A 17,493-nucleotide genomic window follows, 5' to 3' on the forward strand; every position below is an offset into this window, starting at 1 on the left:
TCAGCACTCAACATGCAATTTTGTACTTTTTTTCTTAATAAAATACACTTTGGCATTGACGTACTAAAGGTACAAGAGATAATTGGATTTACCGCAATAACTCCTGTCCCCCTGGCGCCAAAAGATATTTTGGGTTTAATCAACTTACGCGGTAAAATCGTAACAATTGTTGACCTGAAATCAAGATTAGAAATAAACACGCAAGTTACAAAACAATCAATAATTCAACAAAGTTTATACATAGAAAACTATTATGAGAACTATAATATTATTTTAAACAACAATTTTGAACTAGTGAGTTTATTAGTAGACGAAATAGGAGATGTGATTGAAGTATTAGATGGTAGTTATGAACTACCATCTACAAATTTAAAAGGTAAAATGAGTCAAGTATTACAAAGCGCTTACAAATTAAAAGATAATTTTTTATTAGTTTTAGACGTAGAAAAAGTTTTATCCACAAAGTAACGTATATTTTCCCTTAACCTTTCCCATATCCATGAACGACCAACTACAAACAATTGTAACAGCCCTGAGAGCATTAAAAAATGGAGACTTTACACACCGTTTACCAATTGAGGCAAACGAATTAAGTGAAGTACATCAAGCTTTTAACGAATTATCAACTTCTAACCAGCAATTTGCATCTGAGGTCATACGAATGGCATCTGAAGTTGCCTTTGAAGGTAAACTTGGCGCCACAGCGCGCGTTGAGGATGCGAGTGGAACATGGAGGGAAGTTATAGATAATCTAAATAACATGTTCACAAAAATCACCGACCAAATGCGTAGTATTGCTACTACAATGCTTGTAGTAGCGCAAGGTGATTTATCAAGACAAATCGAAGCAGAAAATATCGGAGAATTTGAAGCGTTAACAGGCAATATTAACGTGATGATAAGTAACTTGCGAAATTCAATTCAGCAAATTACCGAAGTAGCAACTACTGTAGCTTCGTCTTCTGAAGAATTTACTGCGGTTAGTGGAGAAATGACAATAAACGCTACCCAAACAGCTGAACAAGCAACAAGCGCGAGTGCTTCCGCAGAACAAGTTAGTCAAAATGCGATTATAGTAGCTACCGCAGTCGAGGAAATGAACGCTAGCATTCGTGAAATTGCCAAAAACGCTGCTGAAGGCGCCCAAGTTGCTACAAATGCCGTAGAAATAGCAGATAGTACAAATATTACAGTTACAAAACTTGGTAGTAGTAGCGTTGAAATAGGCAAAGTCATTAAAGTAATTACCTCAATTGCCCAACAAACAAATTTACTTGCCCTCAATGCTACTATTGAAGCAGCACGAGCGGGTGATGCAGGTCGAGGATTTGCCGTTGTTGCAGGTGAAGTCAAAGAGTTAGCGCGCGCAACTGCCAAAGCTACCGATGATATTAGCCAGCGCATCGAAACAATTCAAACCGATACTCAACGTGCTGTTGATGCAATAGCCCAAATTACTACTGTTATCAACCAAATTAGTGATATTCAAAATACTATAGCTAGTGCTGTTGAAGAACAAACTGCCACAACCAACGAAATTTCGCGTAATGTCTCTGAAGCTGCCAAAAGCACCACTGACATTGCCAAAAATATTTCGGTCGTAGCATTAAATGCTCAAAACACCACTACAGGTGCCACAAACACATCCCAAGCTGCCAGTGAACTATCACGTATGGCAGTAGACTTACAGAAAATAGTTAGTAAATTTAAATTTTAGTTTAAACTATAGCATTTATGAACCAACAACTCGCAACGAAAGATGAAAATTCGTGTTTTGATCGTTGATGATGCAGTTATCGTTCGTACTCGTGTTTCCAAAATACTATCCACCGTTCCTGATATAGAAGTTGCGGGTGTAGCAGCAAGCGGTAAAATTGCCCTATTAAAAATACCTCAAGTCAATCCAGATGTTATTATCTTGGACGTTGAAATGCCAGATATGGATGGTCTTGAGACATTGACTCGAATTCGTGCTGAGTATCCAAATCTACCAGTAATTATGTTTAGTGCCTTAACTTACTTAGGCGCCGCAACAACTTTGGACGCATTAATATTGGGCGCCAACGACTACGCGACAAAACCAAGTAACCTAAAAAGCATCGAAGCAGCAAACCAACACATACTCACAGAGCTAGTACCCAAAATAAAAGTGCTGAGTGCTAAATTTTCAGTGCTGAGTGCTGAGTCGAAAGTGCTGAGTAACGAAATACCCAAGAGTCCTAACTCCTCACTCCGTAAAGACGCGATTAATCGCGTCTCTCCTAACTCCTCACTCAGCACTCAGCACTCAGCACTCAGCACTCAGCACTCAGCACTCAGCACTCAGCACTCAGCACTCAGCACTCAGCACTCAGCACTCAGCACTATAGACGTAGTTGTTATTGGTGTATCAACAGGAGGACCAAACGCTTTAGCAGAAATATTACCTAATTTACCTGCGAATTTTCCGGCGCCGATTTTGATTGTTCAACATATGCCACCTATGTTTACTAAAATGTTAGCGGAGCGTTTGGCGGCAAAATGTCAAATCTCTGTAGCGGAAGCTGTTTCTGGTACTATTGTCAAACCTGGACAAGCTTGGATTGCACCTGGTGATTTTCATCTAACTGTTCAGCGTATCGGAGATAATGTACAACTTGTAACTAACCAAGCACCACCAGAAAATTCCTGTCGTCCCGCAGTTGATGTTCTGTTTCGTTCGGTTGCAAAAGTTTACGGTAACAAATCTTTAGGTGTTGTATTGACTGGTATGGGAAAGGACGGACTGCGTGGCGCCGAACAAATCCACGCTTGTGGTGGTCGTATACTTGTACAAGACCAAGATTCTAGCGTTGTTTGGGGAATGCCTGGATTTATTGCAAATGCTGGATTAGCTGAATCTATCCTACCTATCAGCCAAATGGCTAATGCTATTTTACGGTTAGTAGTTGATAATTAAATCAAGTTTCATTGTATATATTTGTAAATTTATTTGTAAACTTATTTGTAAAATAATTGTGAATATATATTTAAAGTCTGTGGTCAGCAGACAATGAGCATCAGCAGCACAGATTTTGACTACCTTCGCCATTTAGTTCGCGAACATTCGGCTGTTGCTCTTGATGCTGGGAAAGAATATTTAGTTGAATTGTACCTGTCAAACTTCGTTCGACAGTCAGGTTTTGAGAGCATAAGCGCTTTTGTCGAACACCTCAAAGCGTCACCATTCGGTCAACTCCACATCGAAGCTATCGAGCATCTTCTAAATTACGAAACAACTTTCTTTAGAGATACTTATCCTTTTGAAGCTCTTAGAGATTATATATTACCAGAGATAATTCGTAACCGAACAGAAGTGTGCCAATTCAAGAACAGCGTTAAGATTTGGAGTGCAGCATGTTCGAGTGGTCAGGAACCTTATAGTATTGCCATGCTTTACCGTGAGCATTTCCCAACATTAGAGGGAGTAAACCTACAAATCATTGCCAGCGACTTTTCTCGCAAGGCATTAACGCGCGCAACAAACGGTATTTACACCCAACTTGAAGTCAAGCGAGGATTGCCAGCTAATTTTATAAAAAAGTATTTTCAATTATGCGATAATAAGTGGCAAATTAACCAAGAAATCAAGAATATGGTTGATTTCTGTTCAATCAACCTAATTAAAAATTGGTCTGAACTCCCTTCTGGGAAAATTGACGTTATCTTTTTACGTAACGTTTTAATTTACTTTAATATTGATACAAAAAAAGAGATTTTGTATAAAATAAAACAAATACTCAGTCCAGAAGGTTATCTGTTCCTTGGTGGAGGTGAAACAACTTTTCATCTGGATGATGATTTTGAGAGAGTTCAACTCGGTAAAGCAGTTGCCTACCGTTTAAAGGAGTAGGTTGGGTGGAGGAAAGGAACCCAACAAATTTATATAACCGTAGTCTAAGTAAGTTGGATTATACTAGATAAGGGTTATTCAAGGGTTCAACTAGCTTGTTGCTTACAGTGTAAGCAGAGGGTTAATCGAGCTAATATCATAAGCAAAACTTTCGTGGTGTGATATTTTAGGCTGACTGGAATATCTTGCTATGGTAGTTATTATATAAACTAAACACGCTCAAGTTATCAACGCGCGCTTGTGCAATCAAAAAAACCAGAAAAATTAGATTTAAACAGCGAATACCCGTGTCCTTGTCGTCGTCGAGGACAACTAACTGGGATTACGTTGACAGAAGCTTTTGGCTGCAACCGCTGTCAACGAATTTTCGTGGTCGAAGACAACGGTTACGTTTTGGAAGAACTCTCAACCACGTACCCTTACAAAAAGGCTTGGCGTTGGTCGGGTAACGCTTGGAGCGTAGTTCATCCTAAGATGGGAGAAAGTTATTTGCCAGTAGCGCTGGGCATCATTTTCGTGCTAGTCGTTATATGGCTACCATTAGCTTTGCGGTTGGCAAGCAGTAATAGTTTGCTTGCTTGGGCAATGCTAGCGGTACTATTAGCGCTTTTACCTGCACTAATGTTGTGGTTGACCCATAGACCTTAAATGGAGATGAGTGTTGATGCTTTTGATGATGTACCTGAAGTCATGCGTATTTCGATGCGTGCTTACAGTGCTTCTTTACGTTTAGGTACAACAAAGGGAATAGACCGTAGTCGCGCGGTGCTAGCAATGGCACGCGCGCTATCTACTGCGTTTGATGATATTTTGGAGGCGAATACTCTTGATTTAGAAGCTTGTCGAGAAATGGCAGTACCTGAGTTAATTTTAGACTGGTTAAAGTTAACTCCGGAACGCTTAGATGCAGCAGTTGATATTTTGCAACGTTTGGGAGAATTACCTGACCCTTTACGACGTGTTAGAACAGCAGACTATCAACTTGATGATTCACAAACCTATTCTCATCTAATGCCATTAGGTGTAATCGCTTTTATATATGAAGCATTCCCTGAACTAGCTGCTATTGCAGCTGCGATGTGTATTAAAACAGGTAATAGTATTATTCTTAAAGGCAGTACCGAAGCTAGTCATTCCAATGCTGTTATTGCTGATATTTTACAAAATGCCGCACTTGACAAAGGTCTACCTACTGGCTGCATCGAATTAATCACTAGTGAACATGGCGCCAGTGTACGTGATTTAGTAACTCAAGACAGATACCTAAACTTGGTCATACCTTATGGACGTTCAAGTCTAATTCAACAAGTAGTACGCCAATCAACTGTACCAGTACTAAAATCAGCAATGGGCAACTGTTATGCTTACTGGTCAATCAATAGCAGCTTGGAAATGTTAAGAGGAATAATTATAGATAGTCACTCTAGCGAACCAGACCCAGTTAACGCAATTGAAAAAGTACTAATACATCGTCAAACCTTACCATCATCATTAATAACCTTATTTAATAGCCTGAAGGAAAAAGGTTTTGAAATTAAGGGAGATGAAGAACTTACAGCAGCTTTCGAGCAACTACAACTAGCGCAAGACAGCGAGTGGGGGAACGCATATCTAAGTAGAACTGTCGCGTTTAAACTCGTTGATAGTTTAGAGGCAGCAATTAACTGGATAAATCAGTACAGCAGTGGACATGCAGACTGTATCGTTACAGAATCTTATCAAGAAAGTCGGCAGTTTGCACTAGGTGTCAATAGTGCCTCCACTTACGTCAACGCATCCCCTCGTTTTTCACGTAACCCATCTCGTAGTGACGCGGTATTTTTGGGAATGTCAAACCAAAAGGGACATCGACGAGGCATCATTAACCTCGATAGCTTCACAACTGTTAAACATATAGTCCAGGGGAACGGTAGATTTTGAAATTTTTTGTATAACTTGTGAATTTATGCGTAAATTCCCAGAAAGAATGGGTAATTAATGTATATCTAATTTGAGATTTGTATTATCGCCTATTTTATGCGGCAAAATATACAGCAGGATGTACATCCCACTTTAAAACCCAGTCTTGACGACCGTAAAGCGATGTTTCTAATTTTTAGTAGCATCGGTTGTCTTTCATGGCTTACCGCGATCATAGTTAGTTGTTTTGTACTGAATTTTATTAATACTGCATCAACTGCCAATGGTGAAATAGTACATCGTAATAACACTGGCGCCCATGTAAAAGTACGTTTCAGCACTCCAGACGGCAACACTATCGAGTATCACCAAAACAGCGCCGTTTATTACGAAGTTGGTCATAAAGTTGAAGTTCTTTACGACCCCAAAAATCCTTACAACGCCAGTACAAACACACCGGGTGCTTTATGGTTTAAATCTACAATTATTAGTTTTATTGGAACAGCTTTTATCGTAGGCGCCTATGCCGAATGGAGACAGTACAAACGCATCAAATCAAAATTAAATTAATCTGCAAAGGATGCAACGGATGTAACGGATAAATTATTGCTTCAAACAAAATCTATTTATTCAAAATCAACCATCCGTTACATCCGTTCATCATCCGTTGCCAGCTTTATGTGACGTATAGTAAACTTTGCTGCCTTCATTGGGTACAAAATGGCAAGTTGTAGCAGAACGCCAAAGCGACTTCCAAACAGGTTCTTTTGACTCAAAGAAATAATCGCCCATTATTGGTTTAATTGCCGCAGTTGCTTTCTTTAAATGATAGTGCGGCATATTTAAGAAGATATGGTGTGCAACGTGAGTACCAATATCATGGTGAATGTTGTTGACAAAACCATAGTTACGGTCAATAGAAGAAATGGCGCCTTTTAGAAAAGTCCATTCATCACCGCGATACCAGGGAATAGTCGGTTCCGTATGGTGTAAAAACGTCACTAAATCAAGCCAAATAATAAATACTAAATAAGGTCCAACATAATACTTAACAAACCACATGAAACCAAACTGGTAAGTTAAGAATCCGAGCAGACCTACCATTGCACTCCAGCAAACAGTACTAGTAATAACATCCCACTTTTCATTCGGTTTGAACAGCGAACTGCTAGGTAGAAAATGCGAACCTGTTTTACCTGGAGAACGCATGAACAAGTAAAGGGGGTATGCTAGTAAAAATATATAGTGTCGTCCAAGTTTAGTCAAAAAGTCTGCTTTGTTATACTCAGACTCACTTGAAGGATACCAGCTTTCGTCATTTTCAAGACTGCCTGTATTCTTGTGGTGAGTACGATGACTAATTCGCCAGCCGTGATACGGTACAAGAATTGGGGTATGACAAATATGCCCCATCAAGTCATTAAGCCACTTGTACTTAGAGAAAGATTGATGTCCGCAGTCATGTCCGACAACAAATAGTGCCCAGAACATGGTTCCCTGCATTACCCAAAAAATTGGGAAAAATAACCAGGAATCAAAATAATAAGCTACTGCGTAGAGCAATCCAATCACAGCAATGTCACGGAAAAAGTAAGACATCGATTTTGCAACACTCGGTTGAAAACATTCTGCTGGAATTGCTGCTTTTAAATCTCCAAGAGTAAAAGGAAGCGTGGTCGCTTCCGAAGGTGACTTAAAGTCCTGCTGATTTTTTGAAATTATTGTATCTGTCACTTGCTTTTGCGTTCGTAAAATTTAGAACATTGTTAGATTGCAAACTGCAATCTAGGGCTTTTTATGCTAAGTTTAATTAACCTTTAGTATTATTAGCACCTTATTGACCAAATGACAAATAAATACTTCGCATAAATCACCTAAAATTTTTTATATATATTTTCTGTTTATTTTTTATTAATATTCTACTTCTTGTATTTACATTTTGTCCGGAGCGTGCGCTACGAAAAAAATGTACTATGAAAAAACCTTGTGGCGCCACAAATCATTCTTAGTATGTAAAACAACGTAAACATTATTTTTTCCGTATATAGTTAATTAGAAAAATATGCTCTCTTTAAATTCTTAACTCAGTTATATGCAAGATTCCCGACAACTTCTGCGAAGTCGGGAATCTAACCAACCGAAGAGTTGAATTACGAAGCAGCTAAATTAATATCCTTATCATTACCAGAACCTAAAGCCTTTAGCAAGCCATAATTTGCACCCAAAGCTTCCATGACAGTAGGATAAACATTATATTGTACATTAAATTCTGCACAAACTTCCGCTACTATCGGAGCTATATTAGGGTAATGTATATGACAAATTTGGGGAAATAAGTGATGGATAACTTGATAATTCAGTCCACCTAAATACCAATTCAAGAAAGCATTGTTAGGAGCAAAGTCTACAGTCGTTCTAACTTGTGTAATAGCCCATTCATCATCAACTTGGTTTGACTGTGGGTCAGGTTGGATAAACTCTGCAGGTTCAAGAACGTGAGCAAGCGCAAACACATTACATATCATGACACCATAAGTCATGTAAACAATGCTAAAACCAATAAATGCTTCGATTGGAGAATAACCCAATCCAATTGGTATTCCAAGAAAAATTCCTAACCAAAGTACTTTACCAGCAAGCATGATAAATATTTCTTTAGAGTTAGTAGGAATTACATGTTCATGATACTTACGCTTGAATAACATTAACTGTACGTCACCGAAAGACCAGTAAAATGGAATAATCGTATGTACCAAAACAACAAAGAAGTGCTGGAACTTGTGATAAGGTTTTAGCTCCGCATGAGGAGTCAAACGTACTAATCCACCTCCGTGAATATCTACATCATGATCTAAAATATTTGTAAAAGTATGATGGAGATAGTTATGGCGAAATCTCCATAAATAGCTGGAGAGTCCAATGACATCATAAATCAAACCAATAAAGAAATTAACTGATTTTTTGTTTGAGTAACCACCATGATTTGCATCATGACCAACACTAAAGCCAATAGCGGAAATTCCCAATCCTAATACAACACATCCAATTACTTTCATCCATAGTACTGGTGGACCGAACAGCGTAAAAGTCCAAGCAGAAATTACCCATCCTAGAATCACTGCTGTTTTCAGATACATTGCTGGGTTATCACGCTTTGCAATGCCATTCAGTTTAAAGTACTCATCGACTCGTTGGTTGAGTCTTTTTCTAAAACCAATATTTTTAGAGTAAGTAACTTTTCTTGATATTTCTATCTGTGGTTGTGGTTGCACTTGTGTTTGTGTCATGAATTATCTATTGAATTTAAAAATTATTCGTTTTGTCTGCTGGGAACTTGACATTTGTAATGTAAAGACGCGAGACCTCGCGTCTTTATAGCACATTTTTATGCCGCGTCTCTACATTAATTCATACAAATGTCTTATCTATTTGCTGGCATCGTACTCTTTGAAAGACAAATAGCCGTTATCTTCTTTGTATAACTGGCACTTATCGGTCAACTGCTTCATTAAAGACCATGAGAAACGATATTCATCATGAAGATACGTATTCCAATTTTCTTTAATGCTGGAGTAAGCCATTCGCAAATTATATGAAGGGATAGCGGTTGAAATGTGATGTGGAACGTGAACATTAATGTCGTGACACAAAAGCTCTATCCAAGCTGGGTAATCACAGTGAATAGTACCACCTAACTGAGCTATAGCTTCATTCCATTTCGATGCGTTCTCAAACGGTACATCCGGCGCCGTATGGTGAACATAAGTAAAAGTACTCATCCAGAAATGGTATACTAACCAGGGTACGACCCAGAATTTAATAAATCCCCAGATACCAGTCGTAATAATCAGTGCTGGGAAAGCAACTACAGCAAAAAGTGCAACAACTGCAATTGAAAGCTTGACTTTGGGACGGTCTTTTTCTAGAAAATTATTGGGGTCAAAGTGTATCATCGCCCAATGTCCAATTGAACCTAACCACCATATTTTATTTGTCAAGAAGGTTCTCAAAATCAGGCGCCAAGTTGGACTGCTGCTTTCAAACACCTCCGGTCGAATCGGATGCCAAGCATTATCATAGTCTAACTTATTAGTATGCTTGTGGTGATAATTATGACCAACACGCCAAGCATGGAATGGGTAAATTAACGGCATAAAAGCTAAATGCCCAACTAAATCATTTACCCAGCGGCGGTTGGAAAAAGAGCGGTGTCCGCAGTCGTGACCAATTACAAAAAAGCCTGTTAATGCAGTACCCGTAAAAATCCATGCAAGTGGGAAAAGATACCAAGGCGCAACCACCAAACTTACATAGCCTAAAGCCACCATTAAGACGCTGATAACGACTTTTGTCCAAGCTTTGCGGCTATTCTTTTGGAAACACTCGCGCGGAATGGACTTGATAATATGTTTTAGCTTGAGGCTATCTTGACGCAAACTATCAGGGACGATAACTTGTGTGCTTTTGCGAGATTCGTTCTTAACTATTGATATTGTCATGAATACAAAAAATGAAAAGCTCCTCAGTGTCTAGCCACTCACAAAAGTTATGAGCGCTGAGTGCTGAGTACTGAGTGCTGAGTTCTAATTTTTAACTCCTAACTCTTGACTCGTAACTCCTAACTCCTAACTTTTAATCAAAGTGACTTAAGTAAAGTTTTGTTACAGGTAGCGATTCGGATTATATCAACAAAATCGCTCAAAATCGTCATTTTAAACCCCGCTCCACAAACAAATCTTGGTAGTAGCGGGGAGTAGGGATTTACAAGCAGATTATTTTATACTGCTGTTGACTGCTTTTTAGGCGCCAATTTAACGTTTGATGCTAAACCAAAGAACTGTAAAACCTGAATTGTTATCCAAGTGAAATCAATTTCCCACCATTCCAAACCGTGACGAGCAGAGTACTGATATGCGTGGTGATTATTGTGCCAACCTTCGCCATAAGTAAGTAGAGCAACCCACCAACAGTTAGTAGAATGGTCGCCAGAATCATAAGTTTTATAGCCAAACTTATGAGTAGCACTATTGACAAACCAAGTGAAATGCCATACGACAACAAGGCGCACAAAAACACCCCATACAACGAATGACCAACCACCAATAGCGAGTAAAAATAGCCCCAGAGCAACCTGAAGCAAAATCATATTTTTTTGCAAAAACTGGTAAACTGGGTCTTCACCGATATCTTTAGTGAAGCGAGGAACATCAGCAAAGGCAGGAGATCTATAGAACATCCAGCCGATATGACTCCACCAAAAACCTTTATTTGAGTCATGGGGGTCTTTTTCTTGGTCAGAGTGTTGGTGGTGGATACGGTGCAAACCTGCCCAATCTATAGGTCCACCTTGACACGAAAGTGTTCCACAAAAAGCGAGAAAATATTCAAGCCACTTTGGAGTTTGAAAACTGCGGTGGGTAATTAAACGGTGAAATCCGAGGGTGATGCCAAGACAACCCGTTAGCCAATAAAGGAACACAAACACGCCAAATGCTTGCCAGCTAAAGTTACTAGGTAGTAAAGCGAACAAGGCGCCAACGTGCAAGCTAGAAAAAAATAAAATGTGAGTCCAATTAAGTCCGGTTTTAGTTGAAGTAGCAATTGTCATGCAGTAACCTAATGGAATTTTTTCAGCAAAAAGACAGAATTTCGTTCAGGTTCAGCGTACCTTTATCGAGCATAGCTTTTATCTGCCATGCGCTATAAATCCACAAAATAGTAAATTTATTGTGAATGAGGGACTAATGAACAGCTTGGAACAGCTGCGCGACGCAGAACAGGCACTGTTACAGATTTTTTCTAAAATTGACGCTACAGTCAAGCAAAATCTTCAACGAGTGTTAAATTCCTTCCGTCATCATAGTGTCGGAGCGCACCATTTTGCTGGTGTCAGTGGATACGGACACGATGACATTGGGCGCGAAACTTTAGATAAAGTCTTTGCTTCGGTCATGGGTACTGAAAAAGCCGCAGTACGAGTACAGTTTGTTTCGGGAACTCACGCTATCGCCTGTGCTTTATTTGGTGTGCTTCGTCCTGGTGATGAGATGCTAGCCGTAGCTGGCGCGCCCTATGACACATTAGAAGAAGTTATTGGGTTGAGAGGTAGTTCTCAAGGCTCCCTTATAGAGTTTGGCATAACTTATCGTCAATTGGATCTAACATATGACGGGACGATTGATTGGTCAGCTTTGCGCCAAGGTATAAAAGAAAATACTCGCCTTGTTTTAATTCAACGTTCCTGTGGTTATGATTGGCGCCCAAGTTTGTCTGTTGCCGAAATTGAAAAAATAATTTCGATTGTCAAACAGCAAAACCCAAATACAGTTTGTTTCGTAGATAATTGCTACGGCGAATTTATTGAAACGCAAGAACCAACCCACGTTGGTGCCGACTTAATGGCAGGTTCTTTAATCAAAAATCCAGGTGGTACAATTGTCACTGCCGGAGGCTATGTAGCAGGGCGTGCAGACCTTGTAGAAATGGCAGCATGTCGTTTAACAGCACCAGGTATCGGCAGTGAAGGAGGCGCCACCTTCGATCAGCTACGATTACTTTTTCAAGGATTTTTCTTGGCACCGCAAATGGTTGGAGAAGCCATGAAAGGTACACATCTTACTGGTTATGTATTTGACAAACTAGGCTACCCCGTAAACCCAGCACCAATGGCGCCGCGTCGTGATGTAATTCAGGCAATAAAACTAGGTTCCGCCAAGAAACTAATAGCCTTTTGTAAAGCTATCCAACAAAACTCACCTATTGGTTCCTATCTAGACCCCATCCCCGACCAAATGCCGGGATACGAAAGTCAAGTAGTCATGGCAGGAGGCACCTTCATCGAAGGTAGCACCTTAGAATTTTCCGCCGACGGGCCATTACGCGAACCCTACATAGTCTATTGCCAAGGCGGAACACATTGGACACACATCGCCATCGCCCTAGAAGCCGCCATCCAAGCCGTAGGATGCGTCTAACGTAGCACAGGCGGGACGCCTGTGCTTTCGGTCACGCGAAATCTTAACATATCTACGCCCAAGTAATAAAAAAATTCCTCTACTCCTTTAGAACGACCATAATTACCGATGTGTAAATAAACCGCACGCCTCTAAGCATTAGTCAGACAGGCGCCTATATATCCACATTAAAAATAAATTTAACTGTAAAAATGACCACAGAGATACAGATTCGAGTGAGAGATTACTCAATAAATATCTTGTTGTATTTATAACATTTTCTTGAAACTCTCACTCTACAGCATGAGTTGTGTTTATAGCTCAAGTAAGACGTAATAGACGCTACAAAATGGAATCGTAAATAGTGTTAAGCGACAATTTCAATTTTTCTAAACAGTAATAAGTTCATGCATAGTTCAATCACGCTCCCTCATATAGAAACTGAGGGGCAAAATTCTTGTCAAAATACAAAGCCTACTGATAGATATAACTTAGCCGAAAAGCAGTTCATTGAATTGTTAGCCGTTGAAAGCTTAGACAAGCAATTGAATATAGAACCTACAATAGCGAGTGAGTTTGAGTATGCATTGGCCACAGCGCTTACTGCTGCATATGATGGTGCCGAAGATATTCTTGCACATCGTTTTCTTCAGAGAATTCTCTACAGAATAAACCGTTTATATCTTTTCTGGTACGATGATTTATCAAATTACGACAACGAACGCTCTTTATACTTACAGCGAGTTCGTAATAGTATAGAGGCAGCTTGGCAAAAATGGGAATTAGCGCAAATAGATATTGATGCTTTGCAAAAGCTTGATGTTAAGCAAGCATTAATTGACCGTGTAGCATATGATTTAAACCCAGAGATTTCTGAGGGAAGTCGTTACATACGTGAGGAAATGAGTGTAGAAGGTTACAAGCATTTGCTCGCTATTGGTTCATTTGATGGGTTAGTTGAAGGCAGTCGTTTATCGCGTATTCTTGGTGGTACAGCGAATCCTATACAGTGTACATTAGTAAAAGTACTGTTAGAAGAATACGGTAACGGTCGTTTCAACCGTAAACATTCAACCTTTTTCGCAGCTATGCTTAGTGAATTTGATATGAATACTGAGCCTGAAAATTATTTTGATTTAGTTCCTTGGGAAGTTTTAGCATGTGCTAATCATAACTTTTTAACTACTGAACGCAAACGATATTACCTTCGTTATTCAGGAGCATTAACTTATTTCGAGGTTGCAGGTCCTAGTGCATACCGTAATTATCTCACCGCAGCCCAAAGATTAAATTTATCAGATGCCGCAATGGGTTACTGGGAACTGCATATTCGTGAAGATGAACGTCACGGTCAGTGGATGCTTGAAGATGTCGCGCTACCTTTAGCAGAACTTTATCCCAACAACGCATGGGAACTTTTACTTGGCTATGACCAAGAAAAATTGATGGGAGAACGCGCGGCACAAGCTGTCGTTAATTCAATTCGCGAAGCTTCTCGTTCTGGTGTTGATGCTGGTGCGTGATGCCACTAGACATTAGCTTCGTTTCAAAATTTTTCTGGCATCACGCACCCTACTCCTTATACACATCATGAAAGAAATTTTTTACTGTCCTGAAGAATCCAATTTTTACTCTAACTGTTTAGAGAACTTTGTTTTAAGAAATCGTCAAAACTTTAAATATATAGTCGAATTCGGTTCAGGTGATGGCAGTCCTGTGATTTGCTCTTTATTAAGAAACAAGTTTTCAGGTCTTATACATGGATTTGAATTAAATACTGATGCTTGGAAAGCTGCCAATTTAACGATAGATGAGTATAGCCTCACCGATAAGTATGTGATAGATAATTCTAGTTTGTTTGAATCGAATCAAACTCAGTCTGAATGTCTAGTCTCGAATCCTCCTTATCTACCTGCACCAGACAATGACATTTACATACCATTACTTTTTGGTGGAAATGACGGCGCCGCTATCACAAACAAACTTTTAACATTAGGATATGAAAACGTTTTAGTATTAGTATCCAGCTATTCTAATCCTATAAGTACAATCGAACAGGCAAAAGCCAACGGTTACGCAGTTAATAAATTCACTGTTTTACCAATAGAATTTGGTTATTACAGTTCGGAACCAAAAGTCAAGAACCACATTGAAGAAATGCGTAGTAACAAAATAGCATTTTATTCAGGTGATTATTACTTCCTATCTGGAGTCTTATTTACAAAGCAAGAAAAATCAAATGCAGACCTGTCAAAAGAGTTATCCCAAGTCCTAACTGGTTTGTAATCAATAAAAATCAATCCCCCTTAATAAGGGGGACTTTAAGAGAACTTTAGCCCCCCTTATTAAGGGGGGCTGGGGGGATCAAAATTCAAAACCTACGTAATTAATTAAGAAATCTTAAAGAAATAAAATAACAGACTTATTTTCAGGTATATGTAAGTTTCACAGTCATTGCTTAAAGCCACATTGAATACTGACCCGGTCAATTCCCATCTCACGCTTCAATTAAATCCCTACTATACTCAGACCTACGGCGCCATTTATCTGGGTGATAGCCTAAATTTAATTAAATCTATCTCTGATAATAGTATCGATTTAATCTTAACTTCGCCTCCTTTTCCACTGACACGTAAGAAAGAATATGGAAATGAAAGTGCCGAAAAGTATATCGAGTGGTTTTTACCTTTTAGTTATGAATTTAAACGAGTTTTAGCCGAAAATGGCTCTTTAGTATTAGATTTAGGCGGTGCCTACCTTCCCGGAAACCCAATACGCAGTATCTATCAATACGAACTTTTAGTTAGACTGTGTAGAGAAGTCGGGTTTTATTTAGCACAAGAATTTTTTCATTATAATCCCGCGCGCCTACCCACCCCAGCCGAGTGGGTCACTATCAGACGAATTCGTGTCAAAGACTCTGTAAATGTCGTTTGGTGGCTATCGAAAACGCCAAACCCTCGCGCTGATAACCGTAAAGTTCTTAAGCCATACAGCGAGAGTATGAAGAATTTACTTAAAAACGGGTATAGAGCAAAACTACGACCGAGTGGTCATGACATCTCGGAGAAATTTCAAAAAGATAATCAAGGCGCCATTCCACCGAATTTACTCGAATTTGCCAACACAGAATCCAATAGTCCCTATTTAAAGCGTTGTAAAAACGCGAACGTTAAACCACACCCCGCGCGCTTTCCATACGGGTTTGCTGAATTTTTCGTCAAATTCCTCACTTCAGAAGGTGATATTGTCCTAGACCCTTTCGCAGGCTCCAATACAACAGGGTTTGTAGCAGAGACACAACGGCGCCGTTGGCTGAGTTTTGAGATGAACGAAGATTACATCATTGGTAGTCAGTACCGTTTCGATGATGAACTTAAAATTTAAGTAGCATATTTATACTAATTTTTATATTCTTTTTGGAATTTATAAGGTAAGATAGATGTACTATAAATTTATAGATAGATAGCCTTTTTTCCAAGCTGGCTATATTGCCTACAAATATTCAAAGCACATCTCTTATTTAAAGAGACCAATACACCTATGGTAACAACAATCAGGGTCGCAGCACCCTCAATTCGTGTATCCAAAATTAGCTACAAGTCTCCTTTTATACATCCACTTGCACGATTTGTGACAGAGGAAGCTGTCGCGATGATGTTTAATGCTCAAATTGAGCGGATTAAGCGAATTGATTGTTATAGTTATGTTGCTTACGTTCATGGTGATAACATCAGTAGATTTGTCAGTTACGCTGACTTTCCACCACCACCAGTTGTAGGCGCCAGCTTTCAGAGTGCATTTTGGCGATGGCACCGACGTTGGAAAAAGCGCTGGAACAGTAAATACGCGCCAGAGTGGTGGCAGAATTTTTACATTGATCAGATTCTGCAAAGTTCTAGTGAAAAGGATTTGCTTGAGTGGTGGAAAGTGCTAATCTTGATTAAGTCCGCATTATCCGAAGAAGCTCGGCAAAAAATAACACAGACACTTCAAACAAACAAAGGTTTTTTGAAGAGTTTGTAAAAAGTATTTTTTTTGGCTAGCTTTACATTTGGAGGCGGTGTAAATAAAAATAGTAACTTATTAGTCAAAGAAATATCCTGAAATCAGTTAACACTGGCTGAGATTAGGGAATATAAGAATTATATAGAGGGGAGATAAAGCGATGAAGGATGTATATCTGTTGGCAGCAGGAGTGTTGACAGGACTGGCAGTACCAACATCAGCTTTACCTCAGCTGTCGATTGCTCAACAAGATAATCCTGTAGTTCAGAATAGCAGTACTACTTCGCAATCTCACGCAACCCAAAATCAACTACCACCAGTAGCAACTCCCGAAAATACCACACCGGAGTTTAGCGACCCAACACTACCATCGGTAACTCCCCAACCAACATCAATTTCAAGACCGCTATCAGGAAATCAACTGTATTATCAACGGTTAGCAGCGCTGCGACTGGGCAGAATTTACACTCGACTGGCATCCATTAGATCTGGTGAACAAGTAGATAGTCGTAAGAGTCAGCTTTCCTACGAAGACTGGAAAGGGTTACTTGCCTTAGAAGCGCGCGCAATGGCAGACGGACAAGGAGATAATCGTCTTAGTGTATTGGTAGGAGATTCATTAAGCATGTGGTTTCCCAAGGACAAATTACCTTCAGGGAAACTATGGTTAAATCAGGGAATATCCGGAGACACATCAACAGGTGTTTTAAAAAGAATATCAGCCTTCTCAAAAACAAAACCCGACGTTATTTACGTAATGGC

General features: G+C 39.5%; 16 protein-coding genes and 1 pseudogene. 13 read left to right on the top strand and 4 right to left on the bottom strand.

The window, feature by feature from the left end; all coding sequences use genetic code 11:
* Positions 1 to 12: 12 nt before the first annotated feature.
* The 7 genes from AC2JBO_RS19905 to AC2JBO_RS19935 all read left to right on the top strand — a co-directional run bounded on the left by AC2JBO_RS19905 (position 13) and on the right by AC2JBO_RS19935 (position 6,340).
* Positions 13 to 468, top strand: coding sequence for a chemotaxis protein CheW (locus AC2JBO_RS19905; RefSeq protein WP_496955388.1), 456 nt, complete (start codon positions 13 to 15; stop codon positions 466 to 468).
* A 31-nt stretch (positions 469 to 499) separates the two neighbouring features.
* On the top strand, positions 500 to 1,717 hold the full coding sequence (locus AC2JBO_RS19910) for a methyl-accepting chemotaxis protein (protein WP_496955389.1): 1,218 nt from the start codon (positions 500 to 502) through the stop codon (positions 1,715 to 1,717).
* A gap of 42 nt (positions 1,718 to 1,759) precedes the next feature.
* Entirely contained in the window at positions 1,760 to 2,938 is a 1,179-nt protein-coding gene (locus AC2JBO_RS19915) for a protein-glutamate methylesterase/protein-glutamine glutaminase (protein ID WP_496955390.1), read from the top strand.
* A 93-nt stretch (positions 2,939 to 3,031) separates the two neighbouring features.
* Positions 3,032 to 3,871 (top strand): CheR family methyltransferase, encoded by an 840-nt coding sequence (locus AC2JBO_RS19920; protein ID WP_496955391.1) that lies wholly within the window; start codon positions 3,032 to 3,034, stop codon positions 3,869 to 3,871.
* Positions 3,872 to 4,111: 240 nt separating this feature from the next.
* Positions 4,112 to 4,519: a hypothetical protein gene (locus tag AC2JBO_RS19925; RefSeq protein WP_496955392.1), complete on the top strand. Its 408-nt coding sequence runs from the start codon at positions 4,112 to 4,114 to the stop codon at positions 4,517 to 4,519.
* A gap of 6 nt (positions 4,520 to 4,525) precedes the next feature.
* Positions 4,526 to 5,791 carry a glutamate-5-semialdehyde dehydrogenase gene (locus AC2JBO_RS19930; RefSeq protein ID WP_496955393.1) on the top strand — a complete coding sequence of 422 codons (1,266 nt, stop codon included), beginning with the start codon at positions 4,526 to 4,528 and terminating at the stop codon, positions 5,789 to 5,791.
* A gap of 96 nt (positions 5,792 to 5,887) precedes the next feature.
* Complete coding sequence (locus tag AC2JBO_RS19935; RefSeq protein WP_496955394.1) at positions 5,888 to 6,340, top strand: DUF3592 domain-containing protein; 453 nt, start codon at positions 5,888 to 5,890, stop codon at positions 6,338 to 6,340.
* A 90-nt stretch (positions 6,341 to 6,430) separates the two neighbouring features.
* Here the strand turns inward: AC2JBO_RS19935 and AC2JBO_RS19940 are convergent, their stop codons facing one another.
* The 4 genes from AC2JBO_RS19940 to AC2JBO_RS19955 all read right to left on the bottom strand — a co-directional run bounded on the left by AC2JBO_RS19940 (position 6,431) and on the right by AC2JBO_RS19955 (position 11,378).
* Positions 6,431 to 7,504: a DUF3474 domain-containing protein gene (locus AC2JBO_RS19940; protein ID WP_496955395.1), complete on the bottom strand. Its 1,074-nt coding sequence runs from the start codon at positions 7,502 to 7,504 to the stop codon at positions 6,431 to 6,433.
* A 416-nt stretch (positions 7,505 to 7,920) separates the two neighbouring features.
* Complete coding sequence (locus AC2JBO_RS19945) at positions 7,921 to 9,057, bottom strand: fatty acid desaturase family protein (RefSeq protein ID WP_496955396.1); 1,137 nt, start codon at positions 9,055 to 9,057, stop codon at positions 7,921 to 7,923.
* Between the two features lie 138 nt (positions 9,058 to 9,195).
* Entirely contained in the window at positions 9,196 to 10,269 is a 1,074-nt protein-coding gene (locus AC2JBO_RS19950; RefSeq protein ID WP_496955397.1) for a fatty acid desaturase, read from the bottom strand.
* 278 nt (positions 10,270 to 10,547) lie between these two features.
* Positions 10,548 to 11,378, bottom strand: a complete 831-nt coding sequence (locus AC2JBO_RS19955; protein WP_496955398.1) for an acyl-CoA desaturase — start codon at positions 11,376 to 11,378, stop codon at positions 10,548 to 10,550.
* 136 nt (positions 11,379 to 11,514) lie between these two features.
* On the opposite strand from AC2JBO_RS19955, the gene AC2JBO_RS19960 reads away from it, so the two are divergent.
* The 6 genes and pseudogenes from AC2JBO_RS19960 to AC2JBO_RS19985 all read left to right on the top strand — a co-directional run.
* A complete protein-coding gene (locus tag AC2JBO_RS19960) occupies positions 11,515 to 12,744 on the top strand; it encodes a methionine gamma-lyase family protein (RefSeq protein ID WP_496955399.1) in 1,230 nt (409 codons plus the stop codon).
* Between the two features lie 386 nt (positions 12,745 to 13,130).
* Positions 13,131 to 14,246 carry an iron-containing redox enzyme family protein gene (locus AC2JBO_RS19965; RefSeq protein ID WP_496955400.1) on the top strand — a complete coding sequence of 372 codons (1,116 nt, stop codon included), beginning with the start codon at positions 13,131 to 13,133 and terminating at the stop codon, positions 14,244 to 14,246.
* Positions 14,247 to 14,313: 67 nt separating this feature from the next.
* A complete protein-coding gene (locus AC2JBO_RS19970; RefSeq protein WP_496955401.1) occupies positions 14,314 to 15,009 on the top strand; it encodes an SAM-dependent methyltransferase in 696 nt (231 codons plus the stop codon).
* 183 nt (positions 15,010 to 15,192) lie between these two features.
* Positions 15,193 to 16,110, top strand: coding sequence for a DNA-methyltransferase (locus AC2JBO_RS19975; protein ID WP_496955402.1), 918 nt, complete (start codon positions 15,193 to 15,195; stop codon positions 16,108 to 16,110).
* 156 nt (positions 16,111 to 16,266) lie between these two features.
* The gene (locus AC2JBO_RS19980; RefSeq protein ID WP_496955403.1) at positions 16,267 to 16,749 is read left to right on the top strand and encodes a hypothetical protein; all 483 of its coding nucleotides are present in this window, start codon (positions 16,267 to 16,269) and stop codon (positions 16,747 to 16,749) included.
* Positions 16,750 to 16,891: 142 nt separating this feature from the next.
* Positions 16,892 to 17,493: pseudogene (locus AC2JBO_RS19985) on the top strand (lipolytic protein G-D-S-L family); the annotation flags it as partial.

This window comes from Calothrix sp. CBUCES-K 9914 (genome assembly GCF_059640475.1).